At 70.2% G+C, this 22,088-nt stretch carries 24 protein-coding genes; 12 read left to right on the forward strand and 12 right to left on the reverse strand.

Annotated features, from left to right (window positions below; all coding sequences use genetic code 11):
* The first annotated feature begins 224 nt into the window (after nucleotides 1–224).
* Nucleotides 225–1,301 (forward strand): GNAT family N-acetyltransferase, encoded by a 1,077-nt coding sequence (locus D8670_RS04735; RefSeq protein WP_121816928.1) that lies wholly within the window; start codon nucleotides 225–227, stop codon nucleotides 1,299–1,301.
* A 304-nt stretch (nucleotides 1,302–1,605) separates the two neighbouring features.
* Nucleotides 1,606–3,069 (forward strand): YjiH family protein, encoded by a 1,464-nt coding sequence (locus D8670_RS04740; RefSeq protein WP_121816929.1) that lies wholly within the window; start codon nucleotides 1,606–1,608, stop codon nucleotides 3,067–3,069.
* A gap of 24 nt (nucleotides 3,070–3,093) precedes the next feature.
* Here the strand turns inward: D8670_RS04740 and D8670_RS04745 are convergent, their stop codons facing one another.
* Nucleotides 3,094–3,738: a helix-turn-helix domain-containing protein gene (locus D8670_RS04745; RefSeq protein ID WP_121816930.1), complete on the reverse strand. Its 645-nt coding sequence runs from the start codon at nucleotides 3,736–3,738 to the stop codon at nucleotides 3,094–3,096.
* Nucleotides 3,739–3,824: 86 nt separating this feature from the next.
* Here D8670_RS04745 and hutU point away from each other — a divergent pair, with 86 nt between their 5' ends.
* From hutU to hutH, 4 genes are read left to right on the forward strand one after another with little or no spacing between them, the layout of a single operon-like run.
* Nucleotides 3,825–5,615, forward strand: coding sequence for a urocanate hydratase (hutU, locus tag D8670_RS04750; RefSeq protein ID WP_121816931.1), 1,791 nt, complete (start codon nucleotides 3,825–3,827; stop codon nucleotides 5,613–5,615).
* Nucleotides 5,612–6,568: a formimidoylglutamase gene (gene hutG, locus D8670_RS04755; protein WP_121816932.1), complete on the forward strand. Its 957-nt coding sequence runs from the start codon at nucleotides 5,612–5,614 to the stop codon at nucleotides 6,566–6,568. The genes hutU and hutG overlap by 4 nt, the downstream gene beginning before the upstream one ends.
* The gene (hutI, locus tag D8670_RS04760) at nucleotides 6,565–7,854 is read left to right on the forward strand and encodes an imidazolonepropionase (protein ID WP_121816933.1); all 1,290 of its coding nucleotides are present in this window, start codon (nucleotides 6,565–6,567) and stop codon (nucleotides 7,852–7,854) included. The genes hutG and hutI overlap by 4 nt, the downstream gene beginning before the upstream one ends.
* Nucleotides 7,847–9,523: a histidine ammonia-lyase gene (hutH, locus tag D8670_RS04765; RefSeq protein WP_121816934.1), complete on the forward strand. Its 1,677-nt coding sequence runs from the start codon at nucleotides 7,847–7,849 to the stop codon at nucleotides 9,521–9,523. The genes hutI and hutH overlap by 8 nt, the downstream gene beginning before the upstream one ends.
* A 66-nt stretch (nucleotides 9,524–9,589) precedes the next feature.
* Here hutH and D8670_RS04770 read toward each other — a convergent pair whose 3' ends face one another.
* Nucleotides 9,590–9,784, reverse strand: a complete 195-nt coding sequence (locus D8670_RS04770; protein ID WP_121816935.1) for a hypothetical protein — start codon at nucleotides 9,782–9,784, stop codon at nucleotides 9,590–9,592.
* Between the two features lie 188 nt (nucleotides 9,785–9,972).
* Here D8670_RS04770 and D8670_RS04775 point away from each other — a divergent pair, with 188 nt between their 5' ends.
* From D8670_RS04775 to D8670_RS04785, 3 genes are all read left to right on the forward strand, one after another.
* Nucleotides 9,973–10,302: a DUF7344 domain-containing protein gene (locus D8670_RS04775; protein ID WP_121816936.1), complete on the forward strand. Its 330-nt coding sequence runs from the start codon at nucleotides 9,973–9,975 to the stop codon at nucleotides 10,300–10,302.
* A gap of 127 nt (nucleotides 10,303–10,429) precedes the next feature.
* Complete coding sequence (locus D8670_RS04780; protein WP_121816937.1) at nucleotides 10,430–11,347, forward strand: TIGR03571 family LLM class oxidoreductase; 918 nt, start codon at nucleotides 10,430–10,432, stop codon at nucleotides 11,345–11,347.
* A 70-nt stretch (nucleotides 11,348–11,417) separates the two neighbouring features.
* Complete coding sequence (locus D8670_RS04785) at nucleotides 11,418–12,437, forward strand: alcohol dehydrogenase catalytic domain-containing protein (RefSeq protein ID WP_121816938.1); 1,020 nt, start codon at nucleotides 11,418–11,420, stop codon at nucleotides 12,435–12,437.
* A gap of 222 nt (nucleotides 12,438–12,659) precedes the next feature.
* Here the strand turns inward: D8670_RS04785 and D8670_RS21465 are convergent, their stop codons facing one another.
* The 3 genes from D8670_RS21465 to D8670_RS04795 all read right to left on the reverse strand — a co-directional run bounded on the left by D8670_RS21465 (nucleotide 12,660) and on the right by D8670_RS04795 (nucleotide 14,476).
* Nucleotides 12,660–12,782 carry a 60S ribosomal export protein NMD3 gene (locus D8670_RS21465; RefSeq protein ID WP_233752198.1) on the reverse strand — a complete coding sequence of 41 codons (123 nt, stop codon included), beginning with the start codon at nucleotides 12,780–12,782 and terminating at the stop codon, nucleotides 12,660–12,662.
* Nucleotides 12,783–12,915: 133 nt separating this feature from the next.
* The gene (locus D8670_RS04790) at nucleotides 12,916–13,545 is read right to left on the reverse strand and encodes an RPA family protein (protein ID WP_121816939.1); all 630 of its coding nucleotides are present in this window, start codon (nucleotides 13,543–13,545) and stop codon (nucleotides 12,916–12,918) included.
* Nucleotide 13,546: 1 nt separating this feature from the next.
* On the reverse strand, nucleotides 13,547–14,476 hold the full coding sequence (locus D8670_RS04795; protein ID WP_121816940.1) for a replication factor A: 930 nt from the start codon (nucleotides 14,474–14,476) through the stop codon (nucleotides 13,547–13,549).
* Between the two features lie 212 nt (nucleotides 14,477–14,688).
* On the opposite strand from D8670_RS04795, the gene D8670_RS04800 reads away from it, so the two are divergent.
* On the forward strand, nucleotides 14,689–14,964 hold the full coding sequence (locus D8670_RS04800; protein WP_121816941.1) for a DUF7091 family protein: 276 nt from the start codon (nucleotides 14,689–14,691) through the stop codon (nucleotides 14,962–14,964).
* Nucleotides 14,965–15,003: 39 nt separating this feature from the next.
* Here the strand turns inward: D8670_RS04800 and D8670_RS04805 are convergent, their stop codons facing one another.
* From D8670_RS04805 to D8670_RS04815, 3 genes are all read right to left on the reverse strand, one after another.
* Nucleotides 15,004–15,789, reverse strand: coding sequence for an SDR family oxidoreductase (locus D8670_RS04805; RefSeq protein WP_121816942.1), 786 nt, complete (start codon nucleotides 15,787–15,789; stop codon nucleotides 15,004–15,006).
* A 96-nt stretch (nucleotides 15,790–15,885) separates the two neighbouring features.
* Nucleotides 15,886–16,368: a Tfx family DNA-binding protein gene (locus tag D8670_RS04810; protein ID WP_121816943.1), complete on the reverse strand. Its 483-nt coding sequence runs from the start codon at nucleotides 16,366–16,368 to the stop codon at nucleotides 15,886–15,888.
* A gap of 73 nt (nucleotides 16,369–16,441) precedes the next feature.
* Nucleotides 16,442–16,918 carry a TRAM domain-containing protein gene (locus D8670_RS04815; protein ID WP_121816944.1) on the reverse strand — a complete coding sequence of 159 codons (477 nt, stop codon included), beginning with the start codon at nucleotides 16,916–16,918 and terminating at the stop codon, nucleotides 16,442–16,444.
* A 91-nt stretch (nucleotides 16,919–17,009) separates the two neighbouring features.
* On the opposite strand from D8670_RS04815, the gene D8670_RS04820 reads away from it, so the two are divergent.
* Nucleotides 17,010–17,606, forward strand: coding sequence for a hypothetical protein (locus D8670_RS04820; protein ID WP_121816945.1), 597 nt, complete (start codon nucleotides 17,010–17,012; stop codon nucleotides 17,604–17,606).
* Between the two features lie 3 nt (nucleotides 17,607–17,609).
* Here D8670_RS04820 and D8670_RS04825 read toward each other — a convergent pair whose 3' ends face one another.
* The 3 genes from D8670_RS04825 to D8670_RS04835 form a co-directional block, all read right to left on the reverse strand.
* A complete protein-coding gene (locus D8670_RS04825) occupies nucleotides 17,610–18,407 on the reverse strand; it encodes a DUF1109 domain-containing protein (protein WP_121816946.1) in 798 nt (265 codons plus the stop codon).
* A gap of 118 nt (nucleotides 18,408–18,525) precedes the next feature.
* Complete coding sequence (locus D8670_RS04830) at nucleotides 18,526–18,876, reverse strand: hypothetical protein (RefSeq protein ID WP_121816947.1); 351 nt, start codon at nucleotides 18,874–18,876, stop codon at nucleotides 18,526–18,528.
* A 55-nt stretch (nucleotides 18,877–18,931) separates the two neighbouring features.
* A complete protein-coding gene (locus tag D8670_RS04835; RefSeq protein ID WP_121816948.1) occupies nucleotides 18,932–19,924 on the reverse strand; it encodes a radical SAM protein in 993 nt (330 codons plus the stop codon).
* 181 nt (nucleotides 19,925–20,105) lie between these two features.
* Between D8670_RS04835 and D8670_RS04840 the strand changes: the two genes are divergently transcribed.
* Nucleotides 20,106–21,209: a DUF373 family protein gene (locus D8670_RS04840; protein ID WP_121816949.1), complete on the forward strand. Its 1,104-nt coding sequence runs from the start codon at nucleotides 20,106–20,108 to the stop codon at nucleotides 21,207–21,209.
* Here the strand turns inward: D8670_RS04840 and D8670_RS04845 are convergent.
* Nucleotides 21,206–22,048 (reverse strand): polyprenyl synthetase family protein, encoded by an 843-nt coding sequence (locus D8670_RS04845; RefSeq protein WP_121816950.1) that lies wholly within the window; start codon nucleotides 22,046–22,048, stop codon nucleotides 21,206–21,208. The two genes, D8670_RS04840 and D8670_RS04845, sit on opposite strands and share 4 nt — an antisense overlap.
* Between the last annotated feature and the right edge of the window lie 40 nt (nucleotides 22,049–22,088).

Raw genomic sequence — 22,088 nt, forward strand, 5'->3', positions numbered from 1 at the left:
TCGCCGCGGGCGGTATCCGATCCTCAGTTCGGCGAACGCGCATCACTTCTGGAGGGCTTTCAGAGAAAAGGAATGATGCAAGAGACAGTAATCAGCGGTATCTGACGAACGGAGACCGATACTCGGTATCTAACAAAGTGATTCGTGGCCTCTAGCTGAGACAGGCCTGCGCGGCACGAAATACCGCTGTTTCGGCCCAACGCGGAGAACGAACTTTACGTAGTATGGTTGAGACAGCTCGCTCCGAACCCCGGTACGTCGTCGAGGAGTGCACGGACCGCGACGAGTGGGACTCCTTCCTCGAGCGAAACGACGGTCCCGCGTACGCTCTCTGGGGATGGAGCGACGCGGTAGCGTCGTACGGTCACGACCGCTGGAACCTCGTCGTTCGCGACCGGGACTCGGGCAGCATCGCTGGAGCGCTCCCGCTGTACCACGTGGACAGCAGGCTGTTCGGATCGCAGCTTCTGTCGCCCGCGTTCGCGGAGCGGGGGTCGATCACGCTCGGCGACGGCGATCGAGAGGCGGCGAGACGCCTCTTGCTAGAGCGAACGAGAGACGTGGCGGATACTCTCGGCGTCGACCACGCGACCCTGCGTGGGTCGGACGTCGCGGGGACGGACGGCTTCTCGAAGGAGAACAGTTACGTCACCTTTCAGGTCTCGACGGACCGAGGGCCGGACGCGGTCTGGAAAGACGTGAAAGACAGCCGGCTGCGCCAGATAGAGCAAGCCGACGGCGACTCGTCGCTGCAGTTTCGGACCGGCGACTCCATCGCGGACCTCGAGGAGTATTATCGGCTCTATCTGGAATCGATGCGGGGGCACGGAAGTCCGCCTCACTCGTTCGACTTCTTCCGGATCCTGTGGGATCGGTTGTACGACGAGGGGAACCTCCGACTCAGCATGATAACGCGCGACGGGTCGCTGATCAACGGCATGATAGACCTCGCTCTCGGGTCGACGGTGTACCAGTGGGGCGTCATCACGGACTACGAACACCGCGATCTGAACGGCGGAAGCTTGCTCCTGTGGAAGTCGCTGGAGTGGGCCGCCGAGAACGGCTACGACACGTACGAGTTCGGTCGCACTCGAGAGGGGTCGGGCGTCTACATGTTCAAGAAGAGCTTCGGCGGGTCGAAGGAGTGGTACGACGACCTCCACTACTTCCCGGGCGATGTAGCCGAGCTTCCTGACCCCGAAGACGACAAGTACGAGTTCGCCCAGGACGTCTGGCGACGGCTTCCGATCTCGGTCACGCGCCTCATCGGACCGCAAATTCGGAAGCGTATCGGATTGTGATCCGCGATAGGTGATCGCCGAAGGCTCGACCTCGAAGAATTGGCTGTCCTTTTCTCGGCGACGACTTTCTGTCGACGCTGGTCGAACTCCGGGAGGCTGGCAGCTGCGATACCTTGCGCTCGACCCCGCGATGACGTTCCAATCCGTACACGACGCGCCCGCGAGCCTCCGCTGCTGGGAGTGACGGTCGGCGTCGGACCGGCGGTTCGACAGTCCGGACAGCGCTCCCGAACGGGGTGCCGTCATAAAACCCCTGCCGTATGGCGCGCCACAACCTGTGGGAACGAGGCGCACACGAAAGGACATGTTCGACGAAGGCATCTGGGACCGCGAGGAACAGCGCACGTACCGGCCGTCGGCCCCCGAAGCGGCGCGGACGATAGACGAGGTCGACCTCGTCGACCTCCGACCGAAACCGATCGCGAAGTTCGTCGTCGCCTTCCTGATCGGCTTCGTGTTCTTCCTCGTTCCGGTGCCCTGGGACGGGTCGGTGACGGTCCCGTTCGACATCGTCGTCTCGGCGATCACGGAGACGTTCCCGACGGCCGCGGGCCTGTTCGCGCTCGCGCTCATCGTCACCGGCGGGCTACTGACGACGATGAGCGAACTGGTCGACCGGGGCGTCCTCGACGCGAGTGACGCCGTCGCGGACCGCTTCGACCTCCCCTACTGGGAGACGACGACCGCCTTCTGGGCGCTGCGCGTCGCCGGCGCGGTGCTGGCGCCGGTCATGTTCTTCGAGGTCGGCCCCGCGTGGCTCCACGCGCCCGCGGTCGGCGGCCTGGTGTGGGGAACGCTCATCCTCAGCGTCGCTGTGATCGTCCCCGTCGGCGCGATATTCATCAACCTCTTCGTCGAACTCGGCGGCCTGGAGTTCGTCGGGACGATGGCCCGCCCGGTCATGCGTCCGCTGTTTCACGTGCCCGGCCGCGCCGCGCTCGACAGCGTCGCCTCGTGGGTCGGCTCCTACAGCGTCGGCCTCTACGTCACGCGGAACGTCTTCGATCGCGGCGAGTACAGCATGCGGGACGTCTACGTCATCTGCACGTGCTTCGCGACGGTCAGCATCGGGTTCGTCGGCGTCGTCGCCGCGACAGTCGGCCTGCTCCGGCTGTTCCCGGTCATCTTCCTCGCGTACCTCGTCTGCATCGCGGTCTGTGCGGCGATCCTCGTCCGGGTACCGCCGCTCTCGCGGGTGCCCGAGGCGTACGTCGCCGAGCCCAATCCCGAGACACCGTTCACCGGCTCGCCCGGCGACTACGGTCGGTTCGCCCTGAGCGAGGCCGTGCGGAAGGCCGACGAGGCCGGGTCGATCGCGGACGCCTGCGTCCGGGGGTTCGTCGACGGGCTGAAGCTCGCGGTGCTCATCCTCGGCACCATCTTGACGGTCGGCCTCGCCGCGGTGCTCGTCGCCGAGTACACCCCGACGTTCGATTATCTCGCGCGACCACTAGTGCCGGTCGTCGCGGCGCTCGGCCTCCCGAACCCGGAGCTCGTCGCGCCCGCCATGATCATCGGCATCACCGAGATGTTCATCCCCGCGCTGCTGGTCGTCGAGGCGGAGCCCGCGGCGCGCTTTTTCGTCGCCGTCCTCTCCATCTCCCAGCTCATCTTCTTCTCCGCGGTGGGGCCGATGATGATGGACATGTTCAGCGACGTCCCGATCCGGTTTCGGGACCTCGTCCTGCTGTTCGCCATGCGGACCGCGATCCTGGTGCCGCTGATCGCGGCGATGACGCACCTCGTCGCGGCGCTCGGACTGCTCTGAGGGCGTCGCGACCGCCCGCTCGGTTCAGAGGTACGACCGCAACGCCGTCACGAGCTTCTGCTCGGCCCGCCGGAGGTGGTTCTCGGCGGTCCGCCGGCCGATGCCGACCTCCTCGGCGATCGCCTCGGTCGAGACCTCCCGCGGGATCTCGTAGTAGCCGTTCTCGATCGCCGTCAGGACGACCTCGCGCTGCCGGCCGGTCAGGTCCGGGACGAGGCCGCCGGGGTCGAGCAGCGGCCGGTCCCCCGTCACGGTCGTCACGTCCCGCTTCGACACTACCGTCACGTCGTGGTCGTCCGCGATCAGGTCGCGGTACACGTCGCGCAGCGCGGTCGAATCGAGCGCCAGCACGCGACAGACGCGGTCGTCGTCGACGTACTGCAGCGGCGGCAGCAGCAGGCAGCCGTGCTCGGCGACGTAGCGCTCCACGTTGTCCGTCCGCTCGGCCGCGAGGCAGTCCTCGGTGATCGCGACCCGCTCGTCCCCCTGGTCGATCCGGTCCGCGATCCCGACGCCGTCCGCGATCTCTTCGAGGACGACGTCGGCGTCGCTCCCGACCGCGCGGACCAGGTCGCAGTGGTCGTTGCACCACAGGTCGACCCGGACGTCGCGGCCGGCCGTCGGGACGGGCTGATCGGAGTCCCCGACGCGCATCGTCGCCTCGTACATGGTCGGCGACTACCCCGCGCACCCTTATAAATCCAGCTCCATGCGGCGATCCTGTGCTTTCGCCGTGGGAGGTCCTATCACGAGGTATGGCCGAGCAACGAGAGCGTTCGGACCGACTGGGTGAACCGAGCGAACAGTGGCGGGAGTACCAGGGTGCGCCGACGGGGAGCGACGTCGAGTGCGAGGGCTGGCGGCAGGAGGCCGCGCTCCGCGTCCTCAACAACAACCTCGACCCCGAGGTGGCGGAGAAGCCGGAGGAGCTCGTCGTCTACGGCGGGACCGGCCGCGCGGCCCGGAGCTGGGACGCGTACGACGCCATCCTCGACGAACTCCGGAACCTCGGCGACGAGGAGACGCTGCTCGTCCAGAGCGGCAAGCCCGTCGGCAAGTTCCGGACCCACGAGATGGCCCCGCGCGTGCTCATCGCCAACTCGAACCTCGTCGGGAAGTGGGACAACTGGGAGCACTTCCACGAACTGGAGGCGAAGGGGCTGATCATGTACGGCCAGATGACCGCGGGGTCGTGGGCGTACATCGGCACGCAGGGGATCATTCAGGGCACGTACGAGACGCTCGCCGAACTCGCGCGCCGGGAGTACGACGGCGACCTCGCGGGGCGTATCGTCGCCACCGGCGGCCTCGGCGGGATGGGCGGCGCGCAGCCGCTCGCGGTGACGATGAACGGGGGCGTCTGCGTCGCGGCCGAGGTCGACGAGGCCCGCATCGACCGCCGCATCGAGACGGGCTACTGCATGGAGAAGGCCGACGACCTCGACGACGCGCTCGACCGCGCCCGCGAGGCCGCCGAGGCCGGCGAACCCTACAGCGTCGGCGTCCACGTCAACGCGGCCGACATGCTGGAGGCGATGCTGGAGCGCGACTTCGTCCCGGATGTCGTCACCGACCAGACCAGCGCCCACGACGAACTGGAGGGGTACTACCCGAGCGGCTACTCCGTCGCGGAGGCGGACGAACTCCGCGAGGACGACCCCGAGACGTACGTCGCGGAGTCGGTGGACACGATGGAGCGCCACGTCGACGCCGTCCTCGAACTGCAGGAACGCGGCGCGACGGCGTTCGAGTACGGCAACAACATCCGCGGGCAGGTGAAAGAGCACCGGGGACGCGACGACGCGTTCGACTACCCCGGCTTCGTCCCGGCGTACATCCGCCCGCAGTTCTGCCGCGGGCGCGGCCCGTTCCGCTGGATGGCGCTGTCGGGCGACCCCGAGGACATCCACCGCACCGACGAGGCCGTCAAGGACCTGTTCCCGGAGAAGGAGTCGCTCCACCGCTGGATCGACCTCGCGCAGGAGCAGGTGGAGTTCCAGGGCCTCCCGGCGAGGGTGTGCTGGCTGGGGTATCAGGCCGAAGACGCCGACGAGCGCGACGGCGACCGCCTCACCGAGCGCGCCCGCTTCGCGCTGCGCATCAACGACCTCGTCCGGGAGGGCGAGATCTCCGCGCCGGTCGTCGTCACGCGCGACCACCTTGACGCGGGGAGCGTCGCCAGCCCCAACCGCGAGACGGAGGCGATGAAGGACGGGAGCGACGCCGTCGCCGACTGGCCGATCCTCAACGCCCTGCTGAACTGCGCGGCGGGCGCGGACATCGTCTCGGTCCACGACGGCGGCGGCGTCGGCATCGGCAACGCGCTCCACGCCAACAACCACGTCGTGCTGGACGGCACGGACCTCGCCGCCGAGAAGGCCCGCCGCGTGTTCACGACGGACCCCGGGATGGGCGTGATCCGCCACGCCGACGCGGGGTACGAGGAGGCGACCGCGGAGGCCCGCGAGTCCGGCGTCGACGTGCCGATGGCCGACCGCGGCGACGGCGCCGCCGACGCCGGCGGCCGGGAGCGGGACCGGCGATGACCGACCTCGCCGCCCCCGACGACTGGGTCGGCCCCTCCGACGACCCGAACGACGCGCAGTTCGGCGACGCGGTCGACGCCGTGCGGGTGGACGACCCCACCGACGCGGACGAGATAGCGACTGCCCTCGACGGCTACGACGCCGTCCTGCTCGGCGAACCGTACGACGGCGCGGTCATCGGACGGAAGGGCGCGCGCGAGGGGCCGGCCGCCCTCCGGGACGAACTCGCCGGCGTGAAGACCCACCACTTCGACGCCGGCCCCGTCGGGAGCGTCGCCGACCTCGGCGACGTCGTCGTCCCGGACGACGTCGACGTGAACGGCGCGCAGTACACAGTCCGAGGCGTGACGCGGGCGGTCCACGCCGCCGACGCGCTCCCCGTCTTCCTCGGTGGGGACAACTCGCTCTCGTACCCGAACGCTCTCCCGCTCGTGGAGGACGGATCGGTCGGGGCCGTCAACTTCGACGCCCACCTCGACTGCCGGAGCGACGAGGACGGCGCGTCGAGCGGGACGCCCTACCGCCAGCTGTTCCGGGCCGGCCTCGACGGCTACGCCTGCGTCGGCGCGCGCCACTTCGAGACCTCGACGGCGTACGCAGACTACGTCCGCGAGCAGGGGGGCGAGGTCGTCACCGCCGAGGAGGTCGGCGACGATGTCGTGCAGGCGGTCGACCGCGCGCTGGACGCGCTCCGCGGGGTCGAAACCCTGTACGTCAGCGTCGACCTGGACGTGCTCGACGCGACGGCCGCCCCGGGGGTCAGCGCGCCGACGCCGGGCGGGCTGACCACCCGCGAACTGTTCCGCGCGCTCCGGCTCGTCGCCGCGGACGACCGCGTCGCCGGCTTCGAGGTGGTCGAGTGCGCGCCGCCGCTCGACATAGAATCGCGGACGGCGGCCGCCGGCAGCCGCGCCGTCGCCCACTTCCTCGCCGCCGCGGGGGTGGACGCATGACTGCGAGCGAGATCGACGCGGTGGTGTACGACGCCCGCGAGGTGGTGGTCGGGCCGAGCGAGAGCGGGACCGACGGCACGCTGGAGACCCGCGAGGTCGCCGAGCCGACGGCGTCGGCTCGTGCTCTCACTCTCGACGTTCGTGAGAACGCCGCCGTCGCCATCGCCGACGGGCACGTCGTCCGCGTCGGCGACACCGAGGAGGTGACGCGGGAGTACCCGCCCGAGAACGCCGAACGTGCGATCGACGCCGCGGGGCAGGCCGTCGTCCCGGGGTTCGTCGACCCGCACACCCACGCCGTCTTCGCGGGCGACCGCTCCGACGAGTTCGCCGCGAAGCTCCGCGGGAGGACGTATCAGGAGATCCTCGCGGAGGGCGGCGGCATCCTCCGCACCGTCCGCGCGACGCGCGAGGCGAGCGACGAGACGCTGCTGGCGAACCTCGTCGGCCACCTCGACGCCATGCTCGACCACGGTACGACGACGGTCGAGGTGAAGTCGGGGTACGGCCTCGACCGCGAGACGGAACTGCGCCTGCTGGAGGCGATCGAGCGGGCCGACGAGCGACACCCCGTCGACGTCGTTCCGACGTTCATGGGCGCCCACGCCGTCCCCGAGGACCGCGACGCGGACGACTACGTCGACGCGGTCGTCGACGAGCAGATCCCCGCCGTCGCGGAGCAGGGGGTCGCCGAGTTCTGCGACGTCTTCTGCGAGGAGGACGTCTTCTCGGTCGAGCAGTCCCGCCGAGTGCTCGACGCGGGCGCGGACACCGGCCTGACGCCGAAGGTCCACGCCGAGGAGTTCGTCCGCCTCGGCGGCGCGCAACTGGCGGCGGACGTGGACGCGGCGAGCGCGGACCACCTGCTCCACGCGACCGAGGAGGACGCCCGCGCCCTCGCGGAAAGCGGCGTCGTGCCGGTCCTCCTCCCGGGGACCGCGTTCGGCCTCGGCGCGGACTACGCCGACCCCGCGCCCTTCCGCGAGGCCGGGTCGCCCGTCGCGCTCGCCACCGACTTCAACCCGAACTGCTTCTCGCGGAGCCAGGCGTTCGCGGCGACGCTCGGCTGCGTCGAGATGGGGATGACGCCGGCCGAGGCGCTGGTCGGGGTCACGCACGCCGCCGCGCTGGCGCTCTCCCGGAACGACGGCACGGGCACCCTGCGCGAGGGCGCGCCGGGCGACCTGGTCGTCCTCGACGCCCCGTCGCACGTCCACGTCCCCTACCGGTTCGACGGGTCGCCCGTCGGCGCCGTCCTGAAGGAGGGGGTGGTCGTCCGTGAGTGAGGTCGTCCTCGACGGCGAGTCGCTGACGCCCGAGGACGTGGCGGCGGTCGCCCGCGACGGCGCGACCGTCGCGATCGCGGACGAGGCCCGCGAGGCGGTCCGGCAGTCCCGCGAGCGCGTCGAGGACGTGCTCGACAGCGGCGAGACCGTCTACGGTATCAACACCGGCTTCGGCGAGCTAGTCGACCAGCGCATCCCCCCGGAGGATGTCGAGCAGCTACAGACGAACCTCGTCCGCAGCCACGCCGCGGGCGCGGGCCGCGAACTCGACCGCGAGGAGGTGCGCGCGATGATGCTCACCCGGATCAACGCCCTCGTCAAGGGGTACTCCGGCATCCGCGAGGTCGTCGTCGACCACCTCCTGACGATGCTGAACGAGGGGATCCACCCGGTCGTCAAGTCGCGGGGCAGCCTCGGCGCGAGCGGCGACCTCGCCCCGCTCGCGCACATGGCGCTGGTGCTGATCGGGGAGGGGGAAGCGCGCGTCGAGTCCCGCTCGACGGACGGATCGAGCGGGCAGCGCCCGCGAGACGACGGCGGCTCGACCGACCGCCTCGCCGGCGACGCCGCGCTCGCGACGGCGGACCTCGACCCGCTGACCCTGCGGGCCAAGGAGGGGCTGGCGCTCATCAACGGGACGCAACTCACCGTGGGCCTCGCCGCCCTCGCCGTCGTCGACGCCGAGCGGGCGGTCCGCGCGGCCGACGCCGCCGGCGCGCTCACGACGGAGGTGACGCTGGCGACAACCGCCGCCTGCGACGACGCCATCCAGGCCGTGCGGCCCCACCGCGGCCAGCGGGTCAGCGCGCGCAACGTCAAGCGCCTCACCGAGGGCTCGGAGATCGTCGAGTCCCACCGCAACTGCGACCGGGTGCAGGACGCCTACTCGATCCGCTGTCTCCCGCAGGTCCACGGCGCGGTCCGCGACGCGGCGACTCACCTCCGCGAGGCCGTCGAGACGGAACTGAACAGCGCGACGGACAACCCCCTGGTCTTCCCGCCGCACGCGGTCGACGACCGGGCCAGCGGCACCGACCGCGCCGCGGTGCTGTCGGGCGGCAACTTCCACGGCGAACCGCTCGCGCTCCGGCTGGACTACCTAACGAGCGCCGTCACGGAACTGGCGGCCATCTCCGAGCGCCGCGTCGACCGGATGCTCAACCCGAACCTGCAGGAGCCGCACCTCCCGCCGTTTCTCGCGCCCGACAGTGGCCTCCAGTCGGGCTACATGATCGCCCAGTACACCGCGGCGGCGCTGCTGAACGAGAACCGCGCCATCGGCCGCCCGTCGACGGACAACACGCCCGTCAGCGGCGGGCAGGAGGACCACGTCAGCATGAGCGGCCAGTCGGCGCTCGACGCGCGCCGGGCCGTCGAGAACGCGACCCGGGTCGTCGCGACGGAACTGCTCTGCGGCGCGCAGGCCGCCGAGTTCGTCACGCCAGAAGCGGTCCGGGCGGCGACGCCCGGCGTCGATCCCGACGAGGTCGACGCCGACGGGGACGGCGACCTCTCGCACGGCGACGGCACCGCCCGCGTCTACGAGGCGGTCCGCGAGGTCGTGACGCCGCTGTCCGGGGACCGGCCGGTCCACGAGGACGTGGAACTCGTCGACGCCGTTGTCGCGTCGGGGACGCTCGACGTCGCGCTCGGCGACCTCGTGGAGTGAGCCGCCGGCACGGCGGCTCCTCGGGCCGTCGCGAGCCGGAAAAACAGTCGCGCCCCCGCCGCACGCTCAGTACCCGCCCTGACCGTCGAAGCAGCGCCCGCACCGTGACGCCTCGGCGACCGCGTCGCCCCGATCGCCGTCGACGCGCCGGACGTGCTCCTCGGCGACGTGCCTGAGCGCGCCGCACTCCGTCCGGTTCCGGTGGTCGTCCCCGCGGTACTTGTGGACCGTCTCCGTGTGGCTGTTCAGTATCCTCGCCATACCGCTACGACCGCGGCGAGGCGCATAAACGGCTGTCGTCGTCAGGCTACAGGTTTCGCGGGCGACCTGACGGCCGGCCGCGGCGACGCCGGGGGTTTCGTCTCGACGGGTCGGTCCCCGTCGGTAGTTCAGATCGCAACGCTGAAATCCGACTTGTCGATAGTAGCGAAGCAATGGAGTCGCGATAGATGGCGGAGTCGGACCCTCCCTCTCCCGACCGCATGATCCCTCTGATAGCCGACGAGCGCCGCCGGCACGCTCTCAGATGCCTGCTCGAACACGACGCCCTCCCGCTCGCCGACCTCGCGGACGAGGTCGCGGTGCGCGAGCGGGGCGCGCCGATCGGCGAGATCCCGGCCGAGGACGTGAAGAACGTGTACATGTCGCTGTACCACTCCCACGTGCCGAAACTCGACGAGGCGAACGTCGTCACCTACGACCAGGAGACGGACGCGGTCGCGCTCGACGAGCACGCCGACCTCGTCGCGCGGTATCTCGACGCGTTTCTCGACGCGTGAGGCCGCCGGTCACGGCGCGCGTTCTCCGTTCGCCGCCCGCGGCGGCGCCCGCTCCCCGCCCGCGGAACGACGCTCCGCCCTTCCGCCGACGCCACCGTAATACGCGTCGGGTCCCTTCTCCGAGGCGATGACGGGCCACGAGAACGCCGGGTACCGGCGACTGTTCGGCGCTGACGACCTCTCGTTCGGGGCCGGATTCCCGCTCACCGGCGCGAACCGCTCGACGCCGCCGGTCGACGAAGAGATGCGCCTCGCCGAGCGCGCGGAGTCGCTCGGCTTCGACGCCCTCTGGGCGCGGGACGTCCCGACGTACTGGCCGAAGTTCGGCGACGCGGGCCAGACGTTCGACCCGTGGCCGTGGCTCACGCTCGCCGCCGAGCGCACCGACGACATCGCGCTCGGCACCGCGAGCGTCGTGCTCACGCTCCGGCACCCGCTCCACGTCGCCAAGGCCGCGGCGTCGGTCGACCGCCTCTCCGACGGCCGCCTCGTCCTGGGGGTCGCCTCGGGCGACCGCGACCCCGAGTTCGCCGCGTTCGACGTCGAGAAAGACGAACGCGGCGCGCTGTTTCGCGACAGCGTCGAGGTCCTCCGGACCGTCTGGCGCGAGGAGTTCCCCGAGACCGAGACGCGCTGGGGGACGCTCGACGGCGACCTCTCCGTCGTCCCGGACCCCACCACTGAGACGCTCCCGCTGCTTCCCACCGGGCACGCCCGGCAGTCGATCGAGTGGATCGGCGACCGCGGCGACGGCTGGCTGTTCTACCACCTCCCCGAGGACACGCTGGAGAGCTACCTCGACGACTGGCGCGGCGTCGCCGGCGACAAGCCGTACGCGATGGCGGTCCGCGTCGCGTTCGCGGACGACCCGGACGCCGACCCCGAACCCCTCCACCTCGGCTACCGCGCCGGCGCCGAGTGGCTCCGCGAGTACTTCCGCCGCCTCGACGACCTCGGGGTCGACCACGTGATCGTCTCCGTCGAGAACGACGACCGCGAGCGCGCCCTGGAGCGGTTCGCCGACGAGGTGATCGACCGGATGTGAGAGCGCGTCGGCGCGCGGCGACGGTTCGCCGTCCCCCGCGCCTTTACCGCCGGCGACCGTTCGTCTCCCCATGCGCACCGCCGCGTTCACCGATCTGACAGGCCCCGACGGCGTGTCGATCGTCGAGGAACCGACGCCAGAACCGGGCGAGGGCCAGGCGCTCGTCGACGTCGAGGCCTGCTCGATCAACCGCCACGACCTCTGGATACTGGAGGGCGACTCGGCGATGGTCGACGCCGAGGACCTCCCCTTCGTCAGCGGCCTCGACGTGGCAGGAACGGTCGAGGCCGTCGGTCGGGGGACGGGACCGTCCGGCGTCGACCCGGGCGACAGGGTCGTCCTCTGTCCGAACGAGACGTGCGGCGTCTGCCGGTTCTGCCGAGAGGGCCCCGAGAACCTCTGCGAGGAGTTCTCGCTGTACCACGGCGGCCTCGCGGAGTCGGCGCTCGTCGACGCCGACCGCCTGATCCAGCTGCCCGAGGGCGTGGACGCGACGGCCGCCGCCGCGCTGCCGACGGCGTACCTGACCGCCTACCACATGCTCCAGCGGGCGGCGGTCGAACCGGGCGACCTCGTGTTCGTCCCCGGCGCGACGGGCGGCGTCGGCGTCGCGACCGTCCAGCTCGCCGACGTGCTCGGCGCCCGCACGGTCGGCACGTCGTCGTCGTCGGAGAAACTCGACCGCATCGCCGACCTCGGCGCCGACCACGTAGTGCAGGGAACGGACCCGGACGAACTCCGCGAGGCGGTCGCGGACGTCGGAACGCCCGACGCCGCTATCAACCACCTCGGCGGCCCCTACACGGAACTCGGACTTGACCTGCTCCGCCGTGGCGGCCGCATGGTCGTCTGCGGCCGCACCGCCGGCGGCCGCTCGGAGATCGACATCCCCGACCTCTTTCTCGGCCACAAGCGCGTCATCGGATCTACGATGGGGACCCAGGCGGACCTGGAGCGGCTCGTGGACCTCGTCGCTGAGGGCGACCTCGACCCCACGATCGACGAGACGTACCCGCTCGACGCGACCGGCGAGGCGTTCGCCGCGATGCAAGACCGCGAGTCGGTCGGAAAACTCGTCGTGACGAACTGACGTCGCGCTCGTAGGGACTGTGTACCTCAGTTCTGTATTTCGCCGACGCGGGGTCGGCGAATATCGGTAAACAGTTACGACAGTCCCTATCAGTCGTCCGTCAACTGCTGCCACTCTGACCGGCACTCGTCGCAGAGGTATCCCGCGAAGCCGTCGACCTCGTAGCGCTTCACCGACGTGTCCGTGCCGCAGCGCTCGCACTTCATCGCGAGCCTCTCCGGGTCACTGCTCGATCACTTCGGTCGAGTCCGTCAGCGACGTCCGGCACTCCGGACAGCGGCGGTTCACGTCGCGGTTTACCAGCCGGCCGCAGCGAGGACACTCGCAGAGTTTCGATTCGGCCATCTGCTGTGCGTTTCACAATCACGTTAGATAGTTTAAATTATTCGGTGTCCAACCATTGGATGTAGCGTCCGATCGCGGACATCCGTCTCGGCGCTCGAAGCGCGATGCGACCGCGAAAAACGGCGGGCGGCGTCTACTCCGCTTCGACGGACGCGTCGTCGCTGCCCTCGGTCTCCTCGTCGAGGCTCTCGAGAGCGGTGACGACGTCGCGGCGGTAGTTCTCCACGGGCAGGTCGTACTGCTCGCGCGCCATGCCGACGTACTCGTAGACGCTTCCGGCGTCCTCGCCCTCGTCGCCGCCCTGGAACCGCTCGATGCGGTCGAGCGTGCGCTCGGCCGTCTCGACGACCCAGCGGTCGCGCGTGGCGGCGTCGACGATCGAGATCGACTCGGGGCGGACGGAGACGTTGATCGACCCGTCGTCCGTCTCGTACGTCCGGGGCTTACCGACGACGGCGACGTATTCGGGGGGTTCCAGATCCCGCAGTACGCTCGCGGCGTCGGGCTGGTACTGGCCGGCGTACATGAAGAACGTCCCCGTGGGGTCGACCACGCGGCCGCGCCAGTACTCGCTGTCCTCGCCGACGTCCTCCTTCTCGGTGACGGTCCCGACCACGAACACGCGGTTGGCGCGCTCGCCCGTCGGGAGCAGCGCGTAGTTGGGCGCGCGCTCGTCGTCGGACTCCTTGAACGTGTAGCCTGCGTCGTTGAACTCGCTCGCGAAGGCGCGTCGGGCGACCTCGCGGGTGGGTGCGTCGCTCATGTCAGATCGACCTCGCTTTGATCAGCACGTCCTCGTAATCGACCGGCCCGTCCAGCTCTTCCATCTCGTCGACCAGGACGTAGCGGCCGAACACCGGCCCCTCGACGCGGTAGTAGCGGCCGAGCGTGTCCTCGGCCATCTCGTCCGCGACGACGGTGGTGTCCAGCGCGTCCATCGCCATGTCCTTGGCCTCTTCGAGGCTCATGCCGGTGAGGTCCTCGGTGGCGTCCTTGTCGAAGATGACCTCGTGGGCGTCGTTCCCGTCGTCGAGGACGCCCTTGATGCGGAGGTCGAACTCGCCCTCGCCCTCGCCGTGCTCCTGGCACCGGCCGTTCTGGAGGACGCGCGTGCAGTCCTCCTCGGGGCAGCGCTTGATGAGGCCGCTGCCGCTCTGGATGTCGACCAGCGCGCCCTCGACCTCGCTCGTGTCGTCGCCGACCTCGATGTCCTCGTCGAGCTCCTCGACGGTCGTCGTCCGGTTGAGCTTCACCGAGTACTGGCCCTCGTACTCGTCGGTGACGACGTTGCCCAGGCGGTACACCTGGCCTTCTTCCAGTTCCGGGAGGTCTGACTTGGCCCACTTGGTGAACTTGATCGTGCCCGTCGGGTCGCCGAGGAGCCCGACCTGCCCGACCGCGTCGCTCCGGGGGTCCCAGAGGTCGACGACCTTGGCCGTGACATCGAGCCACTGCTCGTCCGTCTCGATCTCGCCGAGGCCGACCTCCGCGTTCTCGCCGCCGCTGCCGAGGGCGTCGCGGTCCATGTCGGCCTCGTCGAGGTAGTGGTTCGTGACGCTCCGGCGCGCCTCCTCGACGGGGACTTTGTACTCGTCGACCAGCGTCGAGAGGCGGTCCTCGACGTCGTCGACGTCGATATCTAAATGGTCCGAGAACTGTTCGTGCACGTCTTCCGCGTGTTCGCGTAGCGTCATTGGTTGCCTCGTGTCTCCACCTTGTTTTCGTCGGGAGACAGTCTCGGCTTGGTCGGCTTGGCATAAAAACCCTCGCAGAGCGCGGCGGAAGTGGAGAGCGGCCCTGTGCTGGCGGTCTGCCGGGGACTGATAGCGTCGGCCGACCGCCGGTCCGGCGGGAGACATATGGTCCTCGCGGGCGACTATCGGGGTATGCTTCGAGGTGGTCCGGCGTGAGCGGCGACCGCATCTCGCGACTCATCAGGTCGACCGCTCGCAAGGCCGGCAAGCAGTTCGGTGAGGCGAAGCGCGCGTACCGCTCGGCCCGCATCCAGTACGGCTTGCCGACGGACGACGCCGGGCGCGCGAAGATCGTCTGTCGGCGCTACGCCGAGAAGCGGACGGCCACCATCGACGACCGGGGTCGGCCCGCCTGTTACGAGGGGGGCCACCCCGACTGCGAGGGCTGCGCCGAGGACGTGCGCGAGGGCCGGATCGAGACCTGGTAGCCGCGTTCTGTCGCCGTCGAGAACCCGCGGGCGGGCTTTTCAGGAGCGCAGGCGTCCGCCGTCGACCGGCATCGCCACGCCGTTGACGAAGCTCGCGCGATCGCTCGAGAGGAACGCGACGGCGTCGCCCAGCTCCATCGGGTCGCCGATGCGGTCGAGCGGGATGTCCGACGCCCAGTCGTCCAGCCCCTCGTCGTAGCTGTCGTACTCGCCGCGGTCGAGCGCCTGCTCGATGAGGCTCTCGATGCGGGGCGTCTCGTGTGCCCCCGGCAGGACGGCGTTGGCTCGCACGTCCGGGGCGAACTCCCGCGAGACGGTCTTGACGGTGCCGATGACCGCCCGCCGGACCGAGTTCGAGAGGATCAGGCCGTCGATCGCCTCGCGGACGCTCGTCGACGTGATCGAGACGATAGTGCCAGCGTCGCTCTCCCGGAGGTGCGGGTACGCCTCCCGCAGCGTCCACGTGTGGCTCATCACCAGCATGTCGTAGGCGGCGTACCAGTCCTGCTCGGTCATGTCCTCGAACGCCCCGCTCGGGACGCCGCCCGCGGACGTGACGACGTGGTCGAGGCCGCCGAACGCGTCGACGGTCTCCTCGACCAGCGACTCGACGTCCGACCGGTCGGTGATGTCCGCCTGCTGGGCGCGTACGTCGCCGTCCGCGATTTCCTCGACCTCCTCGCGGGCCGCTTCGAGGCGGTCCTCGCTCCGCCCGCAGATAGTCACGTTCGCTCCCTCGCGGGCGAGCGCTTTCGCGCTCGCGAGGCCCAGTCCGCTCGAACTCGCCGTTACCAGCGCCGCGTTGCCGTCGATTCCGAGGTCCATGCGCGTGTCAACGCGGGCCGCTCACTAATCGTTCAGGGCACCGGCAGTCCGGCGCGGCGGCCGAACGAGACGCTCCCCCGGTGACGCCGACGCTCGCTACGGCCGCCGAACGCGGACGCTCCCCTCGGCGGTGACGCCGACGAGCAGGGCCTCGCCAACGTCGCGCCCGCTGATCGCGTCGCCCGCCTCGTCGCTTATCACCTTCATCAGGTCCGGCGCGGTGTGGTCCACCTTCACGCCGGCCTCGTCGCAGGCGTCGTACACCATCTGGGGGACGTCGTACAGGTCCGTGCCGGGGTCGACCTCGACCTGAACCGGGGCCTTCAGCGCCTCCGCGAACGCCACCGTCTCGCGGGCCTTCTCGACGTTCGTCCGGGCGCTGGCCTCGACGCTCGAGACGTTCGCCCGCGAGGTGCCGAGCATCTCCGCGATGGTGGACTGAGGGACACCCCGCTGACGCAGGGCGAGCACCTCCGCCTGCCGCCGCGTCAGCACTCCCTCCTCCGGGTCGAAGCCGACCCGGTCGAGTAGCTCCTCGACGTCCTCCTCGGTCACCGGCGCGTCGTCGCGGTCGCTCATCGCTCGCCGATACGAACCCGAACGCGAAAAACTGTCGGGACTGTCCATCCCCGAGCGCGGCCCGAACGGCCGGTCAGGATCCCCAGAAGTTGTCGCGGCTGCCGAGGCGCTCGCGGTCGGGCCCGCGTCGCCCGCCGTCGTCCTCCTCGTCAGCATCGGCGTCGGCCGTCGCGGCGTCGTCGCCGGTCTCCTCCTCGGTCTCCTCCTCGTCCGCGTCCATCGGGAGACGCTCGACCTCCTCGGCGCGGGCGTGGTTGGAGTGGACGTTGGTGATCTTCACCTTCGCGCGGGACTCCGGGAGCACGCCGTCGACGAGGACGATGAAGCCGTCCTCGGTGCGGCCGACGCCCGCGCCGCTCTCGTGGATGTCCGTGACGTCCACGACGAGTTCCTCCTGGGGCTTCACCGGCTGGGTCTTCAGGTCGTCTATCGGCTGGCTGTAGTGGTTGCACCACTCCTTGCCGCCGCGGTCGCCGTAGTGCTGACACCCCATTCCCTCGATCCGCTCGGAGAAACTGGGGCAGTCGTCGGCGAGTGGACAGTCCGCCATGCCACACGCTATTCTGCCGGGCGATTAAACGCTTGCGCTTGTCGGAGCGCCCGTCGCAACGCTTTTTCCCGCCCGCGCCAACCCGCAGACGATGACCCGTCGCGTCCCCGAACTCGGGCTGCTGGTCGGCCTCGTCCTCGCCGGGAGCTTCGTCGCGGCCGTCGTCGCGCTCGAACCGGGCTTTCTCGCCGAGGCCGAGAGCCTGCTGATGACGGTCGCGATCGCGCTCGTCATCCTGTACCCCTTCGCCGCGTTCGCCGTCCTCCGGATGGACGACCCGACGTGGCTCCTGCCCCCAGATCCCCTGCTCGGGACCGCGCTCGTCGCCGCCGCGGCGGTCGGCCTCCTCGGCGCGCCCGCCGGCCCCGCGCTGGCGCTCGCCGTCGCCGTCTTCCTCGCCCTGCCGCCGGCAATCTACAACGCGGGTCACGGCGGCCGCCTGCGATCGCTGCCGGCGCTGCCGGCGCTCGCCGGCTCCGCCCTCGCCGCGGTCGGCGTCTTCGGCCTCGGCGCGGCCGCCGGCGCGAACGTCTTTCTCTACGGCCTCGTCGCCTCCGCGGTGCTGCTGCTCGGCGGCGCGTACTACACCTCGCGCGTGCCGGGCCGCCGGGCCGAGCGCCGCGCCGGGGCGGTCGTGTCGGCGGCCATCGTGGCGTGTCTCGCCGAGTACGTCCTGCTCTCCGGCTGACTCTCACTCGTCCTCGACCACGACGACGATCCGGGGCTCGTCGGTCGATTCCGGACACGACTCGGCCCGCTCGACGGGTATCGTGCCGTTGTCGACCGCCGCCCGCTCCTCGGTCTCCAGCCAGATCCACGCCTCGGCGGTCACCGTCTCCCCGGCCCCGACGCTGTCGGGCACCGACCACTCCTCGGCGCTCCGTCGGTAGTCGACCGGCCGGTCCCGCCGGTCGGGCGCGTAGACGCAGGCCGTTGCCCGCGGGAAGTCCGCCGACTCCCGGAAGACGAACTCGTTCTCGGCCGTGACCGTCCCGACCCTGACTTCGTAGTCGCCGGCGTTCGCGCTCTCGGCCGCCGTGAACCCGTACGCCACGCCCCCGACCAGCAGGTCGGCGGTGACGAAGACGGCCGCCACCACGAGCAGGACGAGGGCGACCCGCTTCGCGGTGCCCGCCTCGACCCGGAGGCCGCGCTCCCGGTGGAGGTAGCCGAGGCCGACGAACAGGACCGACGACGCCGCCAGCGCGAGGAAGATCCCGGTGTCGCCGACGTCGAACCGGGAGACGACGTAGCCGACGAACGCGACGTACGTCGCGGCTGACAGCACGTACAGCACCGCGTCCAGACCGGCCCGCCGAACCGCGCTCGCGGCGACGAACAGCCCGACGAACAGGACGGGGAGCAACGCGGCCTTCACCGTCAGCGAGAGGTCGAAGACCAGATCGCGGGCGAAGTAGATGAGCGCGCCGATGCCGAACAGCACCCCGACCGCGTACAGCACTTTCGAGCTGTCGAACTCGAACTTCATCGCCGCCTCCGCCGGGAGATGTGACGTATCGCCATATAGCGTAACCGACTGTCCGGTGTGAAATAAAACGATAGGGAGCGTCCGGTCGCGGCATCGCGGCCGCCGGGCGTCTCCCCGTTCAGGCGTCCACGTCCAGACCGACCTGGTTCTCGTCGGCGTCCTCGGCCTCCGCGAACACGTACGTCAGGAACAGGTCGTCGCCGTCGTCGTCCGTGCCGCTGAACCGGACCGTCTCCCGGTCGTCGGTCTCGAACTCGTACGAGTCCGCCTGGATCAGCACCTGGTCGAGCTCCGCGTCGCCGGGCACGTAGACGGCCTCGTCCTCCTCCGGCGCGACGGCGCTTTCGAGGGTGTACGTCAGCGTGACCTCGTCGCCGTCGAGCGCGCCCGTGAACGTCGCCTCGTACTGGTCGACGCTCTCCAGTTCGTCGAACGTGACGTCGCCTATCGTGGGGTCGTCGGTGGCCATGTGCGCGCTACGACGGCCAGTCACTTCAAGACGAGTCGCTCGTTTCGCCCGCGGTCTACGCCAGCGGCGTCCGCTCGACCACGGTCCCGTCGACGGTCGGGTACTGCTCGACGATCTCGCCCTCCTCCACGTCGCCCTCCTCAACCATCTCCTCGAGGAGCCACCAGGCGAGTTCCACGTGGTCGGACTTGACGGAGTAGAACTCCTCGGGGACGCCCAGCTTCTCCAGGCGTTCCTCGGTCTCCCAGGTCTTGCCGTAGACGATGGTGCCGTCGTCGGTCACCTCGTCGAACTCCCGGCGGATGTTGCGGGCCATCCGCTTCATGCGGTTGCGGTGCTGGGCGGCGTCCTTGAAGACGCTGGTGCAGAAGTAGACGCGCTCATGGTCGCCCATCGCGTCTAAGATCTCCTTCGAGCCGTCGACGGCGCTCATGTGGCCGTCCTGCAGTTCGTACCCCTTCTCCTGCATCCGCCGGTAGTTCCCGTCGGACATCTCGAACTCGTTGACGTTGCAGAAGTCGGCCGCGCCCTCGTCGAGGAACTCCAGGAACTCCTCCTCGGCGCGGATGCCCGGGATCTCGAACGCGGGCGTCAGGCCTTCCTCGCGGGCGATGTAGAGGATCTCCTCCCACTCGGTGCCGTGCATGTCGCCCCAGAGCTCCAGCGGCGGGTGGAACCGGATCTCGTCGAGCCCGGCCTCCGAGAGGCGGCGCATGTTCTCGCGGCCGCCGGTGATGCCCGTGTAGAGGTGGGTGTGGTGGTCCTCGCCGAACTCCTCTTTCAGCAGCGAGAGGTAGTGGCAGGTGCGGTCCATCGCCTCCTGCGGTTCGCCGCCGGTGATGGAGGTGCCCAGCGCGTCCATGCGCTTTGCCTCCTGGATGACGTCCTCGTCGGACTCGACCTTCCGCTCGTTGGCGTACACGTCCGTGACGTTCTTGCGGTTCTCGCCGAGCGGGCAGTAAAAGCAGTCGCGCTGGTCGCAGTACCCGTAGACGAACATGACCATCTTGCCGCCTTTGGCGCACTGCTCGCAGCCCTTCGAGATCATTCGTTACCTCCCCTACCCGCTCAGGCGGCAAAAAGCGTGCGAATCGCGGCCGCCGGTCCGTGCGACGTCGTACCAGTGGAGGGCGGAACCGGGACGGCGGGGACGACGCCGCGGGCGAGCGCCGGCGGTCGCGCCCGACTCTCCAGAAAAGTGTTATACCGCCCACTCCTACCCTCACTCGATGCTGCTGGTGCTCTGTGTCGACCTCGACGACGACCTCGGGCGCAAGACGGCCGTCGACACGCCGGTCGTCGGCCGGGACGCCGTCGAGGAGGCGGCCGTCGCGCTCGCGACCGTGGACCCCGAGGACAGCGACGTCAACGTGCTGTTCCAGGGGTTGCACATCGCCAAGGAGATCGACGACGAGCAGGTGACCGTCGCCGCGGTGACCGGCAACGACGGCGGCGACGTGAGCGCGAACCGCGAGGTCGGCGAAGAGGTCGACGAGGTGCTCGCCAGCCTCAGCACCGGCGAGGGCGTCACCGCTCTCGTCGTCACCGACGGCGCGCAGGACGAGAGCGTCGTCCCCGTCATCCGATCGCGGGTCACCATCGACGGCGTCCGGCGGGTCGTCGTCCGGCAGGCCCAGGACCTGGAGTCGGTGTACTACACGATGAAGCAGGTGCTGAACGACCCGGAGACGCGCGGGACGGTGCTCGTGCCGCTGGGTATCCTCCTGCTCATCTACCCGCTCGCGGTCATCGCCAGCTTCCTCGAACTCCCCGGCGGCGCGGTGTTCGGCATCATCTCGGCGATGCTCGGCCTCTATCTCCTCTCGCGCGGCCTGGGGCTGATGGAGACCGTCGACTCGGTCGTCGGTCGGGCGCGAAACAGCCTCTACGCGGGTCGGGTGACGATCATCACCTACCTCGTCGCCGCCGCGCTGCTCGTCATCGGCGGGGTCAGCGGCCTGAACCAGCTGGAGGCGATGCAGGCGGACGCGGCGGGGGCGCTCGGCGCGCTGGAGATCGTCGCGGCGCTCGTCCACGGCGCCGTCCAGTGGTTCGCCGCGGCCGGCGTCACCACGAGCCTCGGCCAGATCACCGACGAGTACCTCGCGGACCGCCTGCAGTGGCGGTACCTGAACGCCCCCTTCTACGTCCTCTCGATCGCGGTCGTGCTCCACGGCGTCAGCGCCTACTTCCTCGATCTCGCCGACCTGTCCTACCTCGCGATGGCGCTGACCGGCGGGACGCTGCTGGGGCTTGTCAGCACGCTGGCGTTCGCCGTCGCGGAATCGCGGTACCCCCGCGACGCGGACCGCGACGGGAGCGAGGCGGTCTAACGCTCCCGCACGACGACGAACTTCGCCAGGTCCCGGAGGTACTCCTTCGCCTGCGTGTCCTCGGTGTCGACCCGGTCGAGCGCGGCGAGCGCGCGGTCGGCCTCGTCGCGCGCCCGCTCGTTGGCCTGCTCCGGCGTGAGGTCGGTCACCTGCACGACGGAGGGGCGGTCCATCTCGGCGTCGTGGCCGGTCGGCTTGCCCAGGTCCTCGGGGTCGGCCGTCGCGTCCAGCACGTCGTCGCGGATCTGGAAGGCGACGCCGACGCGCTCGGCGTACTCGCCGAACGCCTCGACGGTGAACGCGTCGGCCCCGGCGGCGACCGCGCCGAGTTCCGCGGCCGCCCGGAACAGCGCGCCCGTCTTCCGGCGGGCGAGCTCCATGTACGCCTCCTCCGAGTCGGGCTTGGCGACGAGCTCCGTCGCCTCCCCCTCGCCGAGTTCGACCATCGCCTCGGCGACCACCTGCATCGCCTGCGGGCTGGGCGAGAAGAGGGCGAACGCCTCCCCGAGCAGCCCGTCGCTGGAGACGATCGCGGGCCCGTAGCCGTACTTCGCCCAGGCGCTGTCGACGTTCCGGCGCACCTCGGAGCGGTCGATGATGTCGTCGACGACCAGCGACGCGTTGTGGACGAGCTCGACGCCGACGCCGAAGTCGACGGCGTCCTCGGCCTCGCCGCCGGCGGCCTCGCAGGAGAGCAGGGTGACCATCGGCCGGACGCGCTTGCCCCCCGACAGCGCGACGTGGCGCACCTCGTCCTCCAGCTCCGCCGGCTCGACGCCGTCGACGACGGCGGTGAGGCGGTCTTCGACGAGCGACTGTCGGCGCTCCAGAAACTCCATTAGTGCCGGCTTAGGACCGGTCCCGCAAGTACGTGACGGA

This window comes from Halostella limicola (genome assembly GCF_003675875.1).
In the GTDB taxonomy this organism is placed as follows: domain Archaea; phylum Halobacteriota; class Halobacteria; order Halobacteriales; family Natronoarchaeaceae; genus Halostella; species Halostella limicola.

Excerpts from the sequence above, each read along its gene's own strand:
- D8670_RS04735 (WP_121816928.1), top strand. The coding sequence starts at position 225 with ATGGTTGAGACAGCTCGCTCCGAACCCCGGTACGTCGTCGAGGAGTGC.
- D8670_RS04740 (WP_121816929.1), top strand. The coding sequence starts at position 1,606 with ATGTTCGACGAAGGCATCTGGGACCGCGAGGAACAGCGCACGTACCGG.
- D8670_RS04745 (WP_121816930.1), bottom strand. The coding sequence starts at position 3,738 with ATGTACGAGGCGACGATGCGCGTCGGGGACTCCGATCAGCCCGTCCCG.
- hutU (WP_121816931.1), top strand. The coding sequence starts at position 3,825 with ATGGCCGAGCAACGAGAGCGTTCGGACCGACTGGGTGAACCGAGCGAA.
- hutG (WP_121816932.1), top strand. The coding sequence starts at position 5,612 with ATGACCGACCTCGCCGCCCCCGACGACTGGGTCGGCCCCTCCGACGAC.
- hutI (WP_121816933.1), top strand. The coding sequence starts at position 6,565 with ATGACTGCGAGCGAGATCGACGCGGTGGTGTACGACGCCCGCGAGGTG.
- D8670_RS04770 (WP_121816935.1), bottom strand. The coding sequence starts at position 9,784 with ATGGCGAGGATACTGAACAGCCACACGGAGACGGTCCACAAGTACCGC.
- D8670_RS04775 (WP_121816936.1), top strand. The coding sequence starts at position 9,973 with ATGGCGGAGTCGGACCCTCCCTCTCCCGACCGCATGATCCCTCTGATA.
- D8670_RS04780 (WP_121816937.1), top strand. The coding sequence starts at position 10,430 with ATGACGGGCCACGAGAACGCCGGGTACCGGCGACTGTTCGGCGCTGAC.
- D8670_RS04785 (WP_121816938.1), top strand. The coding sequence starts at position 11,418 with ATGCGCACCGCCGCGTTCACCGATCTGACAGGCCCCGACGGCGTGTCG.
- D8670_RS21465 (WP_233752198.1), bottom strand. The coding sequence starts at position 12,782 with ATGGCCGAATCGAAACTCTGCGAGTGTCCTCGCTGCGGCCGGCTGGTA.
- D8670_RS04790 (WP_121816939.1), bottom strand. The coding sequence starts at position 13,545 with ATGAGCGACGCACCCACCCGCGAGGTCGCCCGACGCGCCTTCGCGAGC.
- D8670_RS04795 (WP_121816940.1), bottom strand. The coding sequence starts at position 14,476 with ATGACGCTACGCGAACACGCGGAAGACGTGCACGAACAGTTCTCGGAC.
- D8670_RS04805 (WP_121816942.1), bottom strand. The coding sequence starts at position 15,789 with ATGGACCTCGGAATCGACGGCAACGCGGCGCTGGTAACGGCGAGTTCG.
- D8670_RS04810 (WP_121816943.1), bottom strand. The coding sequence starts at position 16,368 with ATGAGCGACCGCGACGACGCGCCGGTGACCGAGGAGGACGTCGAGGAG.
- D8670_RS04815 (WP_121816944.1), bottom strand. The coding sequence starts at position 16,918 with ATGGCGGACTGTCCACTCGCCGACGACTGCCCCAGTTTCTCCGAGCGG.
- D8670_RS04820 (WP_121816945.1), top strand. The coding sequence starts at position 17,010 with ATGACCCGTCGCGTCCCCGAACTCGGGCTGCTGGTCGGCCTCGTCCTC.
- D8670_RS04825 (WP_121816946.1), bottom strand. The coding sequence starts at position 18,407 with ATGAAGTTCGAGTTCGACAGCTCGAAAGTGCTGTACGCGGTCGGGGTG.
- D8670_RS04830 (WP_121816947.1), bottom strand. The coding sequence starts at position 18,876 with ATGGCCACCGACGACCCCACGATAGGCGACGTCACGTTCGACGAACTG.
- D8670_RS04835 (WP_121816948.1), bottom strand. The coding sequence starts at position 19,924 with ATGATCTCGAAGGGCTGCGAGCAGTGCGCCAAAGGCGGCAAGATGGTC.
- D8670_RS04840 (WP_121816949.1), top strand. The coding sequence starts at position 20,106 with ATGCTGCTGGTGCTCTGTGTCGACCTCGACGACGACCTCGGGCGCAAG.
- D8670_RS04845 (WP_121816950.1), bottom strand. The coding sequence starts at position 22,048 with ATGGAGTTTCTGGAGCGCCGACAGTCGCTCGTCGAAGACCGCCTCACC.